The following is a 14,376-nucleotide window of genomic DNA, read 5'->3' as shown; positions in this document are numbered from 1 at the left end:
ATGCCCGCGTGGGATACGTGGACGTGGCAGGGGTCGGGCACTTCCTCCCGGACGGCCGGGAGCTCTTCGCCGAGGTGTCGTTCCGGGTCGGTGAGGGCGCCAAGGTGGCCCTCGTCGGGCCCAACGGCGCCGGCAAGACCACCCTGCTCCGGATGGTCGCCGGCGACCTGCCGGTGAAGACCGGCGCGATCGCCCGCTCCGGCGGTCTCGGCGTGATGCGGCAGTTCATCGGCATGATCGGTGACGACTCGACGCTCGCCGACCTGGCCCTCGCGCTCGCCCCGCCGGCGCTGCGCGACGCCGGCCACCGGCTCGCCGAGACCGAGGCGGCCATGCGGGCGGCCGAGGTTCGCGGCAAGTACAGCACCGCCGCCGGCAAGGCCCAGCTCGCGTACGCGGACGCGCTCGCGGCCTGGGGTGAGGTCGGCGGGTACGACGCCGAGGTGCTCTTCGACACCGTCACCACCATCGTCCTCGACCTGCCGTGGGATGCCGCCCGGGACCGCCCGGTGCGGACCCTCTCCGGCGGCCAGCAGAAGCGCTTCGCCCTCGAACTGCTGCTCCGGGGCACCGACGAGGTACTCCTTCTCGACGAGCCGGACAACTTTCTCGACGTGCCGGGCAAGCGGTGGCTGGAGGCACGGCTGCGCGAGTCCGGCAAGTCGGTGCTCTACGTCTCGCACGACCGGGAGCTGCTGGCGCAGACCGCCGACCGGGTGGTCGCCGTCGAAGGTGGCAGCGCCTGGGTGCATCCGGGCAGCTTCGCGAGCTGGCACGAGGCGCGGGTGGCCCGGCACGCCCGCCTCGACGAGCTGCGCAAGCGCTGGGACGAGGAGCACCAGAAGCTGCGCGAGCTGGTGCTGATGTACAAGCAGAAGGCCGCGTACAACTCCGACATGGCCTCGCGTTACCAGTCGGCGCAGACCCGGTTGCGCAAGTTCGAGGAGGCCGGGCCGCCGCCCGTACCCCCGAAGGACCAGGACATCCGGATGCGGCTGACCGGCGGGCGGACCGGCAAGCGGGCGGTGGTCTGCGAGCAGCTCGAGCTCGACGGCCTGACCTACCCCTTCGACCTGGAGCTCTGGTACGGCGACCGGGTCGCCGTGCTGGGCGCGAACGGGACGGGCAAGTCGCATTTCCTCCGCCTGCTGGCCCGCGGTGGGAGCGACCCGGACCCGGCCAACGCGCCGGTCGACGGCGCGGCCGCGCTCGCCCCCGTCGCCCACGGCGGGGTGGTACGCCTCGGCGCCCGGGTCCGGCCCGGGCACTTCTCGCAGACCCACGACCGGCCGGAGCTGATGGAGAAGACGCTGGTCGACATCCTCTGGCGGGGCGACGAGCACCGGACCGGGATGGACCGGCACGGGGCGATGGCGGCGCTGTCCCGGTATGAGCTGGCCGGGCAGGGCGATCAGCGTTTCGGCACCCTCTCCGGTGGCCAGCAGGCCCGCTTCCTGGTGCTGCTGCTGGAGCTCTCCGGCGCGACCCTGCTGCTGCTCGACGAGCCGACCGACAACCTCGACCTGGCCTCCGCCGAGGCGCTCGAAGCGGGGTTGGCCGCGTTCGAGGGGACGGTGATTGCGGTGACCCACGACCGGTGGTTCACCCGCTCCTTCGACCGGTTCGTGTTGTTCCGCGGCGACGGCGAGGTGGTGGAGACCCCCGAGCCGGTCTGGGACGTGGCGTGATCGACGACGCCTTGGTCGAGCGCCTCTGCGCGGTCGACGGGGTGGTCGCGGTGGCGCTGGGCGGTAGCCGAGCCCGGGGCGAGCACCGGCCCGACTCCGACTGGGACCTGGGTGTCTACTACCGCGGCCCGCTCGACGTGGCCGGGCTGCGCGCCGTCGCCGCCACGGTCGCCGACCACGAGGTGCAGCTCACCGCGCCCGGCGGTTGGGGGCCGTGGGTCGACGGCGGTGGCTGGCTGCGCGTCGGCGGAGTGGCGGTGGACTGGATCTACCGCGACCTCGACCGGGTGCACGCCGTCTGGGCCGACTGCCGGGCCGGCCGCTACACGGTGGGCGTGCAGGCCGGGCACCCGCTCGGCTTCTACTCGCACGCGTACGCAGGCGAGGTGGCGTTGGGCCGGGTGCTCGGCGACCCGACCGGGGAACTGGCCGCGCTGCGGTCGGAGACGCAGGCGTACCCGCCCGCGCTGGGGGAGGCCCTGGTGGCCGGCGGGTGGGAGGCCGGCTTCCTGCTCGACGGGGCGGCCAAGGGTGCCGCCGCCGGAGACAGTGCGTACGTGGCGGGCTGCCTGTTCCGGGCGGTCGGGGTGCTGGTCCAGGCGCTGCACGGCCGGGCCGGGCGGTGGCTGGTCAACGAGAAGGGGATGATCGCCTCGGCCGGGCGGCTGCCCGGTGCGCCGCCCGACTTCGTGTCCCGGGCGTACGGGCTGCTCGCTGAGGTCGGTCGCACCCCGGAGGAGCTGGCACGGACCCTGGCGGCCGCGCGGCGGCTGGTCGCCGACGTGCTCGGCTGAGCGGGCCGGACGGCGGCGACCGGTGCCGGTGTGTCGGGACCGGCGGCAGGGGACGGCGCGCCGCTGCGAACCTGATGGCATGAACGACTCACCCGGATGCTGGTCCGCGCCTGAGCATAGGGTGGATCTCGTGAGTGAGATGACGTACCGCCGGCTGGGCGACTCCGGGCTCGTGGTGTCCGTGGTCGGCATCGGCTGCAACAACTTCGGCCGCAAGCTCGACCTCGACGGCACCCGGGCAGTGGTCGAGGCCGCGCTCGACGCCGGGATCAACTTCTTCGACACCGCCGACATCTACGGCGAGCCGCAGGGCAGCTCCGAGGAACTGCTCGGGCAGGCGCTCAAGGGCCACCGCGACGACGTGGTGGTCGCCACCAAGTTCGGCATGGACATGCACGGCCTGAACGGGCCGGACTTCGGTGCCCGGGGTGCCCGCCGCTACATCGCCCGCGCGGTCGAGGCGTCGCTGCGCCGGCTCGGCACCGACCACATCGACCTGTACCAGATGCACGAACCCGACTCGGACACCCCGATCGACGAGACACTTGCCGCCCTGGACGACCTGGTCCGTGCCGGCAAGGTCCGCTACCTCGGCAACTCGAACTTCGCCGGCTGGCAGATCGCCGACGCCGACTGGACCGCGTCCTCGCAGGGCCGTACCCGCTTCATCTCCGCGCAGAACCACTACAGCCTGCTGGAGCGGAGCGTCGAGGCCGAGGTCATCCCGGCCTGCGAGCGGTTCGGCCTGGGCATGCTGCCGTTCTTCCCGCTGGCCAACGGCCTGCTCACCGGCAAGTACCACCGGGGCGAGGCGCCGCCCGCCGGCAGCCGGCTCTCCGGCGGCGGCCGGTACGCCGAGCGGCTGGCCGCCGCGGACTGGGACACCATCGAGGCGATCGAGGCGTACGCGGCGGAGCGTGGGATCTCGATGCTCCAGGTGGCCATCGGTGGACTCGCCGCCCGCCCGGCGGTGACCTCGGTGATCGCCGGTGCCACCACGCCCGAGCAGGTACGCGCCAACGCCGAGGCGGGTGCCTGGCAGCCCACCGACGAGGACCTGGCCGCCCTCGACGCCATCCTCTGACCCGACCCCGCACACCCGCTGCCCCGGCGCCGTCCCACGGCACCGGGGCAGCGCGCTGTCCGCCGCTCGGCGCACGCCGGTGAGTGGAACGCCATGGAGGTTTCCCGCGGCGTTTGACCTCCATGGCGTTCCACTGACGCCTCGCCGGTCCGGAGACGACAGCGGTGGGCGGGTGGTGGTGGCCGGGGCGATCAGCGGGCGACGAGGGTTGCGCCGCGTTCGCGGAGGGCCTGGGCGACCAGGGCGACGGTGTGGGCGGGCCGGCGCAGCACGTCGTCGGCGGTGAAGCGCAGCACCAGCCAGCCGGCCGCCCGGAGGGCGTTCAGCCGGGCGACATCCTGGCGGAAGTGCGCGCGTTTCCGATGGTGGTCGCCGTCGTACTCAACCGCAACGCGGAGTGCCGGCCAGGCGAGGTCCACTCGCCCGACGAAGCGTCCCCGGGCATCGAGCACGTCGTGCTGGGCGGTGAGCGGACCCAGCCCGGCGTCGAGCAGGAGCAGCCGGAGCCGGGTCTCCATCGGTGACTCGCTGAGCGGCTCCGCCAGCGCCAACACCTCCCGCAGCAACGGCATCCCTGGCCAGCCGGGGCGCGCGGCAGCGAAGACCCGCAACAAGGGCAGCTTCACCACCCGGCGGTGCAGCAGCGCCTCGACGGCTATCAGCGCGTCAGTGCGCGGGCCCTGCCGGCCAAGGTCGAAGGTGGTCCGCAGCGCCGTGGTGACGGGCAGCCCGGCGAAGCGCGTGCGGTCCGCGTCCGGCAGCACCGATCGGATCACGTGCACCCGCGGGTGCGGACGCACCCGGGCGGCCCGCGGCAGCAGGACCGTGACCGGCGCGTCCCGCGCGAGCAGGTCCGCTCCCCACAGATAGGCCGCACTGCGTCCCGCGATGGCCGAGCCGGGAGGCAGGCGGAGCGCGACGGCGTCGCACCACATGCGATGGTCGTCCAACCGGTAGCCGTCGCGGTGCACGTACACGTCGGGCAGCAGCCGTCGCCAGGCGGGGCCGCGGAGCATCGCCCAGGTGAGCTGCCCGTCTGAGACGGCGGCGCTGCCCCGGAACGGCAGGAACGACAAGCGTCGCGGGACGCGCGCGGATGCGGGCATCAGGACAGCATGGTGTGACCGGGTGAGCACAGGCTGTCCGCGCCCTCCACAGCCGACGGTGGGTGGGAAAAGTGCCACCCGCCCTTGGCGGATCCGCGGCGGACGTCGTACGGTAGGCCACAAGTGACCCACGGGAGCCCGGTGCACCGGGCTGAGAGGGGGGCTGCAGCCCCCGACCGTCGAACCTGATCCGGGTAATGCCGGCGCAGGGAGGAGTGTTGCCGTGCCGTCCCTGGGACGTCTGCATCTGATCACCGACACCCGGCCGGGGCGGGATCCGCTCGCCGTGCTGCGGGCCGCCCTGCCGGTGGCCCGCGCCGAACTGGTCGTCCAGGTCCGGGTGGTGGACGACGCCACCGACCGGGAGGCGTACGAACTGGCCCGCCGGGTGGTCGCGCTGTGCCGGCCGTACGGGGCGACCTGCCTGGTCAACGACCGGCTGCACGTGGCGCTCGCGGTGGACGCGGCCGGTGGCCACGTCGGCGCGGACGACCTGCCCGTGGCAGCCGCCCGTCACGTGCTCGGCTCCACCGCCGTGCTCGGCGCCACCGCTCGGGAACCGGGGGCCGCCGTCGCGGCGGTCGCCGCCGGAGCCAGCTACCTGGGCGTGGGCCCCTGCCACGCCACCGCCACCAAGGCCGGGCTGCCCGACCCGATCGGCCCCCAGGGGATACGCGCGGTCGCCGGGGCGGTGGACGTACCGGTGATCGCGATCGGCGGGGTGACCGCCGCGCGGGTGCCGGCGCTGCGGGCCGCCGGGGCGTACGGGGTGGCGGTGGTCGGGGCGCTGTCCGAGGCCGCCGACCCGGCCCGGACCACCGCCGAACTGCTCGGGGCACTGGCGTGCTGACCCGGCCGGACGTCGCCATCGTGGGGGCGGGACCGGTCGGGCTGGCGATCGCGTGGCGGTGCGCGCAGCGCGGGCTGCGGGTGGTCGTCCACGATCCGGCACCGGGCTCCGGGGCGTCGCACGTGGCGGCCGGGATGCTGTCGCCGGTGGCCGAGGCGTACTTCGGCGAGCACGAGTTGACCGGGCTGCTCGCCGACTCCGCCGCCCGCTGGCCGGCCTTCGCCACCGAGCTGACCGAGGCCGCCGGCGCCGACGTCGGGTACCGCACCGACGGCACGCTGGTGGTCGGGTTGACCGCCGACGACCTGGCCGAGGCGCGCCGGCTCTGGTCGTACCAGCAGGGGTTGGGGCTGTCGATCACGCCGCTGCGTCCCTCCGCGCTGCGGGACCGCGAGCCGGCGCTGGCCCCCCGGGTGCGCGGCGGCGCGGTCGCCCCCGGCGACCATCAGGTCGACCCACGCCGGCTGGTGGCGGCGCTGCGCGCGGCCGCAGAGCGGGCCGGCGTCGCGCTCCGCCCCGCCCCGGTCGACCGACTCTCCGACGTGGACGCCCGGTTCACCGTGGTCGCCGCCGGATGCGGCGCGGCGGCGCTCACCGGGCTGCCGGTCCGGCCGGTGAAGGGGCAGGTGCTCCGGCTCCGCGCGCCCGGTGGCGGCGCGCCGGGCTTCCGGCACGTGATCCGGGGGTACGCCGACGGCGAGTCGATCTATCTGGTGCCCCGGGGCAGCGGCGAGGTGGTGGTCGGGGCGACCGTCGAGGAGCGCACCGACACCGAGGTGACCGCGGGCGCGGTGCTCCGGCTGCTCCGCGCCGCCGTCGACCTGGTTCCCGAGCTGGCCGAGTACGACCTGGTCGAGGCGTCCGCCGGGCTGCGCCCCGGTACGCCGGACAACGCGCCGATCATCGGGCCGCTGCCCGGCCGGCCGGGCGTGCTCGTCGCCACCGGCCACCACCGGCACGGCATCGTGCTCACCCCGGTCACCGCCGACCTGGTCACCGAGCTGATCGCCACCGGCGAGCCGGACCCGCTGCTCGCCCCGTTCACCCCGGACCGGTTCGTACCCGAGGAGGAGCCCAGATGGAACTGATCGTCAACGGCGCCGGGCGGAGCGTGCCCGGCGGAGCGACCGTCGCCGACGTGGTCCGGGAGGTCACCGGCCAGCGGCGCGGCCTGGCGGTCGCGGTCAACGGCGAGGTGGTGCCGCGCGGCGGCTGGTCGGCGACCGTCCTGCGCGACGGCGACCGGGTCGAGGTGCTCAGCGCCGCCCAGGGCGGGTGAGCGCCATGACCCTTGAGATCGGCGGGACCGCGTTCGGCTCCCGGCTCATCCTCGGTACCGGCGGGGCGGCCAACCTGCGCGTGCTGGAGCAGGCGATCCGCGCCTCCGGCACCGAACTGGTCACGGTGGCGCTCCGCCGGGTCGACAACGCGCCGGGCAGCGGCGGCCTGCTCGACCTGCTCGACCGGTGTGGCGTACGGGTGTTGCCGAACACGGCCGGCTGCCACACCGCGTCGGAGGCGGTGAAGGTGGCCCAGCTGGCCCGGGAGGCGTTCGACACCGACTGGGTGAAGCTGGAGGTGATCGGCGACGAACGCACGCTGCTGCCCGACGGGGTGGAGCTGCTGCGCGCCGCCGAGGAGCTGGTGGCGGACGGGTTCACCGTGCTGCCGTACACCTCGGACGACCCGGTCCTGGCCCGGCGGCTGGCCGACGTGGGCTGCGCGGCGGTGATGCCGGCCGGCGCGCCGATCGGCTCCGGCCTGGGCGTGAGCAACCCGCACCACATCCGGCTGATCCGGCAGAGCGTCGACGTGCCGGTGATCCTCGACGCCGGCATCGGCACCGCCTCGGACGCCGCGCTCGCCATGGAGCTGGGCTGCGACGCGGTGCTGCTGGCCAGTGCGGTCACCCGGGCCGCCGACCCGGTGGCGATGGCCACCGCAATGCGGTACGCGGTGGCGGCCGGACGGCTCGCGTGCGGGGCGGGCCGGATCGCCCGCCGCTTCCACGCCCTCGCCTCCACCCCCGACGAGGGAAGACCGGACCTGTGACCGCACCGTCCGGGGTGGCCGCTGGTCACCAAGCTGAAGGAGATCTTGGTAGGAAAGGGTCCCTGGAGGGGCCGGATTCTTCCAAGATCGCGTCGAGCGCCGCGCCGTCCGGCCTGGTGGTGCTGACGGACCGGCGGGTGGCGCGGGGGCCGCTGCCCGAGGTGATCGCAGCGACGGTGGCCGGGGGAGTGCGCTGGGTGGTGCTCCGAGAGAAGGACCTGCCCCGCGCCGAACGGGCCGCCCTCGCCGGCGAGCTGCGGGCGATCCTCGCCGAGGCGGGCGGCACCCTGGTCGTCGCCGGTCCCGACCCGCTCGGCGGCGACGCCATCCATCTGCCCGCCGCCGGCCCGTACCCGCCGCCGGTCGTCGGCCTCGTCGGCCGCTCCTGCCACGACGCCACCGAGGTGGCCCGGCTGACCACAGAGGACTACGTGACGCTGTCGCCGGTCTGGGCGACCAGAACCAAGCCGGGCTACGGCCCGCCCCTGCTCCCGGCGCGACTCGCCGACCTGATCGAGCTCAGCCCGGTGCCGGCACTGGCCCTCGGCGGCATCGAGACGCCCGAGCAGGTCACCGCGTGCGTCGAGGCGGGCGCCGCCGGGGTGGCGGTGCTGGGCGGCGTCATGCGCGCCGACGACCCCGGCGAGGCGGCCGCCACACTGACCGAGAGCTTCCACGAGGCGGTCACCACTCTGACCGGGAGCTTCCACAAGGCGGTCACCCGGCCGACCGAGAACTCTCGCGAAGCGGTCACCCCTGTGCCGCAAAGCTGGCACGCCCCGCCGGAGGTCCCCACGACGGGGCTGCGGACGACCGTGCCCACGGAGGGATCAAGCCTGACCGCCCGGAGTGGGCACGGTCGGCCGCAGCCCTCAAGGCCAGCGGAGTGCCGACCCTCAACAGCAACGGAGGACGAGACATGACACCGCGGACAGTCCTCACCATCGCCGGATCAGACTCCGGCGCCGGCGCGGGCATCCAGGCCGACCTCAAGGTCTTCGCCGCCCTCGGCGCGTACGGCACCAGCGTGATCACCGCCATCACCGCGCAGAACACCCGGGGCGTCGACGCCGTCCTGCCGCTGCCCCCGCAGACCGTCCGGGACCAGCTCGACAGCGTGCTCGGCGACTTCGCCGTGCGCGCGGTGAAGACCGGCATGCTCGGCACCCCGGCGGTCGCCGACGCGATCGCCGAGGTGGCGGAGGCGGGGCGGCTGCCCCGGCTCGTCGTCGACCCGGTGCTGGTCGCCACCAGTGGACACCCGCTCGGGGTGGTGGAGGCGGTGCAGCGGCTGCTGCCGTACGCCGAGGTGGCGACGCCGAACTGCGCGGAGGCCGCGGCCCTCACCGGACGCCCGGTGACCGCGGTCGAGGAGATGGTCACGGCGGCTGAGGCCCTCGCGGCCGCCGGCCCGGCGCATGTGGTGGTGACCGGCGGCGACGTGGACGCCGCGGGTGAGTCGGTGGACGTGCTGGTCGGCGGCGGGGCGACCAGGTTGCTGCGGGGGCCCCGGGTGCGCACCCGGCACACCCACGGCACCGGCTGCTCGTTGTCGGCGGCGATCGCCGTCCGGCTGGCGGCTGGCGATCCCGTGCCGGTCGCGGTCACCGCCGCCAAGGAGTACGTCGCCCGCGCGCTGGCCGGCGCGCGGGACTGGGAACTGGGCGCGGGATCCGGTCCGCTGGACCACTTCGGCTGGTCCGCTTGAGCCACTACACGCTGGGGCCGCTGACCACGGACATCGCCCCCACATCACCTCGGCGATCGGCGCCGCGATGATCGGCATGTCCGGCACCGCGATGCTCTGCTACGTCATCCCGAAGGAGCACCTCGGGCTGCCGGACCGGGACGACGTGACGGCGGGCGTGATCGCGTACAAGATCGCGGCGCACGCGGCGGACCTGGCCAAGGGGCACCGCGGGGCGCAGGGCTGGGACGACGCGCTGTCCCGGGCGCGGTTCGAGTTCCGCTGGGAGGACCAGTTTCCGCTCGGCTGGTTCCCGGGTCTACCCGCCGCTGGCCTGAGCGCCTCCGGTCCGGACCGGCCAGGTGGCCGGCCCGGACCGCAGGGTCAGTCGCGGTGGTGGCGGCCGCCGCGCAGCGTAGGGATGTCCTGCCCGTCGTCCGAGGCGAGTCCGGCGACCCAGTCGACGTACTCCTCGTCCTGCGCCAGCGACTCGGACTCGCGGCCCGCGTCATCCGGCGTGCCCTTGGCCCGGTTGCGGCGGAACAGGCCACGGAGCTTCGACCGTCCGTCACCCGGCTCGCCGCCCTCCTCGCCTGCGTTCGGGGATCCGGTGGTGTCGGCGTGCCGGCCGCCGGCCTGCGGGGCGTTCGGCAGGACGGGGGTCGCCTGCCGGGCGTTGGCGAAGGCGTCCCAACGGGCGTCGCGGCCCAGGTCCGGCAGGGCCCGGTGACGGGGACGCGGCATCGGCTCGACCCGGGCTGCCCCGGCCGGCGCCTCCGTCCGATCCGGAGTGCCCGTCGTGCTGCCGGTGGCAGCGGTCGGGTCGCCGCCGCTGCCCGGCCCGGCACCGTCCTGTGGGCCGACCGGTTGGCTGGGCGGGAGTGCCACCGGGCCGGTCGGTAGGGCTTCGTCCGGCCGATCCGTCACGTCCTCGAAGATCGGGAAGCGCGGGCGCGGCGACGCCGGTGCGTCGGCCGGGCCGGGCAGGTCGGTCGCCGCGGGCTCGTCGTCGGAGAAGAAGTAACTCCGGGTCCGGCGTCCACCCTCGTTGGTCTGGGGATCCGCCGTGGCGTCGGCCGGCTCGGCACCGAACAGCGGCGTCCGGCCGCCCGGCCGCTGGTCGAGGTCGCCGGCCGCCCGGGGGGCCGGCGGCGTCGCCGGAGACGCCGAGCGCGCCGGTACGTCGACCGCCGGCGCAGGCGTGTGCGGGTCGGCCGGGGGCACCTCCGGCGTCGCCCGGGCGTGCGGCGCCTCGATCGGGGCCGCCTGATCCGGGGCCGCCTGGGCCGGGTCCGCCTCGATCCGGGGCGCCTGGGCCGGGACCGTCTCGGTCGAGGCCGTCCGGGCTGGCCTCCGGTGGGCCCGGGTCGCTTGAGCTGGCTTCGCCTCGGTGGGGGTCGCCGCGCCGGGCGTGCCTTCGGCCGGCTTCGCTTCGGTCGAGGCCGCCGCGCCGGGCGCGCCTCCGGCTGGTTTCGCGTCGATGGAGGCCGCCGCAGCGGGCGTGCCTTCGGCCGGCTTCGCCTCGGTGGAGGCCGCCGCGCTGAGCGCCGCCTCGGCTGGGGTCGCCTCGGTCGACGGGGCCGGGACGGGGCTCGCCGCGCTGGCCGGAGTCGTTGCGGTTGCCGGGCTGGTACGGGTCTTGCGTCCGCGCCTGGATCGGCTGCCCGGGCGGGTGCTCGTCGAGCCCGGATCGCCGGCACCGGCCGCCGCCTCCGCCGCCGAGGGGTTCGCCGGCGCGCTCTCCGGCCCGGCTGCGGCCGGCGCCGGCCCGACCTGGACCGGCGCGGCGGCGGCCACGGCAGGCGAATCCGTTCGCGGGCCCGTTCCGGCGTCGGCCAGCCTGCCGCTGCCCGCTTCGGCTGGGACCGCCTTGGCCGCGGCCGGCGCCGGACGCGGTTGCCGGCGGGATCGGCGGCCGGCAACCGGCCGCGCGGCGGGTGCCGGGGTCGCCGGGTCGTCTCCGTCGGCCCGCGCCGGCGCCTCGTGGTCGGGCAGGCCGCCGCCCCGTGGAACGGTGGGCGACGTCGTGGCTGCCTCCCCGAGTGGCGTGCTGTGGTCCGGCTCCGGCTCGGCCGGCGTTTCCGCCCGCGGCGACGGCGCCGCGCCCGCGAGCGCCGCGACGTCCGGCGACGGCACCCGCTCCGGAAGCGTCGCCGGAGCCGGAGCCGGAGCCGGAGCCGGGGCTGGGGAGGCGGCGGTCGACTCCTGCGGCTTGACGGCCTGGTCTGGTGCCGGGCGGCCGGCGGCGAGCACGTCGATGGCGGCGGTGCGCCGCCGCGGGGGCAGCAGCCCGGGCACCGGCAGAGTCTGCGTCAGGTCGTCGGCGTCCCGCACGGCGACGGGCGCGTCGCTGCCGGCGTCGCCGGCCGGGCTCGGCGAAGCCTCCGGTTCCGGCCCGGCAGCGGCGGCCCCGGCGACGGGACCCGGCCCCTCGGCGGAGCTGCGCTCGTCGGCGGAGCCCCGGCCGGCCGGGGTGGCGGGCTCAACGGAGGCGGTGTGGTCGGCGGCAATGGTGCGGTGGTCAACGCCGGCGCGGTCGGCGGAGGTGCTGGAGCCCTCGATCTCGATGGGCCCGGCCGGGGCCGGGCGGTCCTCGAACGCGGTGTGCTCGGCGGAAATCGTGCGGTCGTCGTCCAGGCCGGTGCGGTCGGGGGTCGTCCGGTCGGCCCGGGACCGGTGGGCCGGCCGGGGCGACGGCGTGAAATCGGAGGCCCGCGGCCAGTCCCAGTGGGCGGGCGTGGGGGCGTCGGTACTCCGGGGGGTCGGCTCCCGTCCGGCCTCGGGAAGGCTCGACTGGATGGCGGTACCTTCGGCAGCCCCCAGGGAGTCGGTTGCCGGCTCCGCGGCGAAGCCCGGGTCGCCGGGACCGGCGGGTGACGACGGCAGGGGCTGGAGGATGTCGGTCGGCTCGATCGCGCTGGTTTCGGTCTCCGCGACCGGCCGGCGCAGCACCGTCGTGGCGGCCGAGCCGAGCGCGCCGGCGGCCACCGCGACCAGCGCCCCGTAGTAGGGGGCGAGCTGGTAGCGGTCGGTCGCGACGCCGGGGCCGGCGGTCAGGTAGGCGAAGGCCAGCAGGACCGGGCCGGCCGCCCCGGCCGCCCCGCCGACGAGCGGGGAGTGCCCGCGCCGGCGGGCCAGCGCCCCGACCGCCGCACCGGCCAGCAGGGCCACCGTGGGCATGATCAGCGCGGCCAGGCGTTGCGCCGGCGCGGGGTCCAGCCAGGACGGTTCGAGGACCCCCAGGCGTACGCTGAGCAGCGGCCCGGTCGAGGCCACCGACGGCGCGGCGGAGATCAGCGCGAGCAGCCAGACGGCCCCCGCGGACAGCGCGATGTTCCAGCCCAGCGGCGGCTTGAGCAGGACGGCGACCGCGGCGCCCGCCCCGACCACCGCGCCGAGGATCGCGCAGATGCCGACCGCCCACACCGGCTCGATGGTGCCGCCGAGCTCGGCCGCGCGGGCCGGCTGCATGCACAGTGGCGCGACGACGATCGCGCCCAGGGCGGCGGCACCGGCGACGGCGAGCTGTTCGCTGGTGCCGCCGGGCAGCCCGTCCCGCCGGGCGAACCGTTCGGTGAGGACGGCGCCGGTCACCGCGGCGATCGCCGCGAACCAGGCGACCCAGACGAGCTGGGCCGGCCACCGGTTGACCGAGCCGTCGATGAACGCGCCGTTGAGGCGTACGACGCCGAACCCGTATGCGATGCCGAGCTGGCCGGCCCCGGCCAGCAAGCTCACCACGAGCGCAGTGAGCAGCAGCCTGCCCCACGTCCGAAAGGCCATGTCCGGCACGTTACGGCCAGGTGGGGTCGATCGCCACTTACCACTCTGGGTGCGGCGCGCTGGTGTCGGGGTGGTTACTTCAGTTCGACGAGGCGGGCCAGGTAGGTGGTGTCGCCGACATTGGTCAGCATGTGCACGGCGCCGGGGTCGCGGTAGACCACCCCGCCGGTCGGCTCGTCGGCATCGATGGTGGTGCCGTCGATGGTCTGCACCACGTTCTTCGCGCCCTGGATCGCGACCACCAGGTACGGGTGGTCGTGCCGGTGCAGCGGCTGCCGCTCGCCCGGCTCCAGACGGATGTGCCAGACCCGCACCTTGTCGTTCTCGAAGACGATCTCCTGGCCCACGGGGCCGAGTTCGAGGTCGGCGGAGAGGTCGGTCATCGGGTTCCGTCCAGTTGGGGGAGCACCTCGGCGGCGATGAGCTCCAGGTGGTCGAGGTCGTCGAAGTCGATCAGGCGCAGGTGCATCCGGGTGGCGCCGACGGCGGCGAACTCGCCGAGCCGGTCAACGAGTTGGGCGGGGGAGCCGATCACCGGATCCTCCGGAGGGAGGGCGCTCTTGACATGCAGCGGCGCGGCCCGGCGCTGCGCCTGCGCGTCGGTACGGCCGATGGCCACCACCACCCCGGCGGAGAGCACCAGCGGCGGCCGCCCCGAGTCGGCGCGCCCGGTGCGGTCGCACGCCTCGCGTACCCGGTCGTATGCGGCGGCCGTCTCGGCGACGGACTTGAACGGCAGGTTGAACTCGTCGGCGTACCGGGCGGCCAGCTCCGGGGTGCGCTTGGGGCCCCGCCCACCGACGATCACCGGCGGGCCGGGCCGCTGCACCGGCCTGGGCAGCGCGGGCGCGTCGAGGAGTTGGTAGTGCTCGCCGGCGAAGCTGAACGTCTCGCCCGCCGGGGTACGCCACAGCCCGGTGATGATCTCCAGCTGCTCGGCCAGCCGGTCGAACCGCTCCGCCACCGGGGGGAACGGGATGCCGTACGCGGTGTGCTCCCGCTCGTACCAGCCCGCGCCGAGGCCCAGCTCGACCCGGCCGCCGCTCATCTGGTCGACCTGGGCGACCAGCACGGCCAGGGGCCCGGGCAGCCGGAAGGTGGCCGAGCTGACCAGCGTGCCGAGCCGGATCCGGGAGGTCTCCCGGGCCAGCGCGGCCAGCGTCAGCCAGGCGTCCGTGGGGCCGGGCAGGCCCGGGTCATCGCCCATCGACCGGTAGTGGTCGGCCCGGAAGAAGCCCTCGAAGCCGGTCTCCTCCACCCGCCGGGCGAAGCGGAGCTGGTCGTCGTAGCTGGCTCCGCGGTGCGGCTCGGTGAACACCGACACTCGCATGG

At 75.6% G+C, this 14,376-nt stretch carries 12 protein-coding genes, 2 pseudogenes and 1 riboswitch; of the genes and pseudogenes, 10 read left to right on the top strand and 4 right to left on the bottom strand.

All coding sequences use genetic code 11. From position 1 onward, the window contains the following. The first annotated feature begins 8 nt into the window (after positions 1-8). The 3 genes from ACFYML_RS00765 to ACFYML_RS00755 all read left to right on the top strand — a co-directional run bounded on the left by ACFYML_RS00765 (position 9) and on the right by ACFYML_RS00755 (position 3,566). The gene (locus ACFYML_RS00765; protein WP_387418652.1) at positions 9-1,688 is read left to right on the top strand and encodes an ATP-binding cassette domain-containing protein; all 1,680 of its coding nucleotides are present in this window, start codon (positions 9-11) and stop codon (positions 1,686-1,688) included. Then, a complete protein-coding gene (locus ACFYML_RS00760; RefSeq protein ID WP_387418651.1) occupies positions 1,685-2,482 on the top strand; it encodes a nucleotidyltransferase family protein in 798 nt (265 codons plus the stop codon). The genes ACFYML_RS00765 and ACFYML_RS00760 overlap by 4 nt, the downstream gene beginning before the upstream one ends. Positions 2,483-2,603: 121 nt before the next feature. After that, a complete protein-coding gene (locus ACFYML_RS00755; RefSeq protein WP_387418650.1) occupies positions 2,604-3,566 on the top strand; it encodes an aldo/keto reductase in 963 nt (320 codons plus the stop codon). A 191-nt stretch (positions 3,567-3,757) separates the two neighbouring features. On the opposite strand, the gene ACFYML_RS00750 is transcribed toward ACFYML_RS00755, so the two are convergent. Continuing rightward, positions 3,758-4,672, bottom strand: coding sequence for an endonuclease domain-containing protein (locus ACFYML_RS00750; protein WP_387418649.1), 915 nt, complete (start codon positions 4,670-4,672; stop codon positions 3,758-3,760). Positions 4,673-4,793: 121 nt separating this feature from the next. Further along, a riboswitch (TPP riboswitch) is annotated at positions 4,794-4,901 on the top strand. Between ACFYML_RS00750 and thiE the strand changes: the two genes are divergently transcribed. The 7 genes and pseudogenes from thiE to ACFYML_RS00715 form a co-directional block, all read left to right on the top strand. Then, entirely contained in the window at positions 4,896-5,522 is a 627-nt protein-coding gene (thiE, locus tag ACFYML_RS00745; RefSeq protein WP_387418648.1) for a thiamine phosphate synthase, read from the top strand. It overlaps the preceding riboswitch by 6 nt. Then, positions 5,516-6,610, top strand: a complete 1,095-nt coding sequence (thiO, locus tag ACFYML_RS00740) for a glycine oxidase ThiO (protein WP_387418647.1) — start codon at positions 5,516-5,518, stop codon at positions 6,608-6,610. Before thiE ends, thiO begins: the two co-directional genes overlap by 7 nt. Then, positions 6,601-6,801 (top strand): sulfur carrier protein ThiS, encoded by a 201-nt coding sequence (gene thiS / locus ACFYML_RS00735; RefSeq protein WP_073834907.1) that lies wholly within the window; start codon positions 6,601-6,603, stop codon positions 6,799-6,801. Before thiO ends, thiS begins: the two co-directional genes overlap by 10 nt. Further along, the gene (locus ACFYML_RS00730) at positions 6,798-7,574 is read left to right on the top strand and encodes a thiazole synthase (protein ID WP_387418646.1); all 777 of its coding nucleotides are present in this window, start codon (positions 6,798-6,800) and stop codon (positions 7,572-7,574) included. Before thiS ends, ACFYML_RS00730 begins: the two co-directional genes overlap by 4 nt. A gap of 86 nt (positions 7,575-7,660) precedes the next feature. Further along, positions 7,661-8,248: pseudogene (locus ACFYML_RS00725) on the top strand (thiamine phosphate synthase); the annotation flags it as partial. Positions 8,249-8,493: 245 nt separating this feature from the next. After that, positions 8,494-9,282, top strand: a complete 789-nt coding sequence (gene thiD, locus ACFYML_RS00720) for a bifunctional hydroxymethylpyrimidine kinase/phosphomethylpyrimidine kinase (RefSeq protein WP_387418645.1) — start codon at positions 8,494-8,496, stop codon at positions 9,280-9,282. Between the two features lie 5 nt (positions 9,283-9,287). Beyond that, positions 9,288-9,622 (top strand): annotated as a pseudogene (locus ACFYML_RS00715) (phosphomethylpyrimidine synthase ThiC); the annotation flags it as partial. Between the two features lie 23 nt (positions 9,623-9,645). On the opposite strand, the gene ACFYML_RS00710 reads toward ACFYML_RS00715, so the two are convergent. The 3 genes from ACFYML_RS00710 to ACFYML_RS00700 all read right to left on the bottom strand — a co-directional run bounded on the left by ACFYML_RS00710 (position 9,646) and on the right by ACFYML_RS00700 (position 14,374). After that, positions 9,646-13,044, bottom strand: a complete 3,399-nt coding sequence (locus ACFYML_RS00710; RefSeq protein ID WP_387418644.1) for a hypothetical protein — start codon at positions 13,042-13,044, stop codon at positions 9,646-9,648. Positions 13,045-13,118: 74 nt separating this feature from the next. Further along, positions 13,119-13,427, bottom strand: coding sequence for a cupin (locus tag ACFYML_RS00705; protein ID WP_148793507.1), 309 nt, complete (start codon positions 13,425-13,427; stop codon positions 13,119-13,121). Then, a complete protein-coding gene (locus ACFYML_RS00700) occupies positions 13,424-14,374 on the bottom strand; it encodes an LLM class F420-dependent oxidoreductase (protein WP_387418643.1) in 951 nt (316 codons plus the stop codon). Before ACFYML_RS00700 ends, ACFYML_RS00705 begins: the two co-directional genes overlap by 4 nt. Between the last annotated feature and the right edge of the window lie 2 nt (positions 14,375-14,376).

The organism is Micromonospora sp. NPDC007230 (assembly GCF_042869115.1).
Taxonomy (GTDB): domain Bacteria; phylum Actinomycetota; class Actinomycetes; order Mycobacteriales; family Micromonosporaceae; genus Micromonospora.
This window is presented reverse-complemented; position numbering and strand designations above follow the sequence as displayed.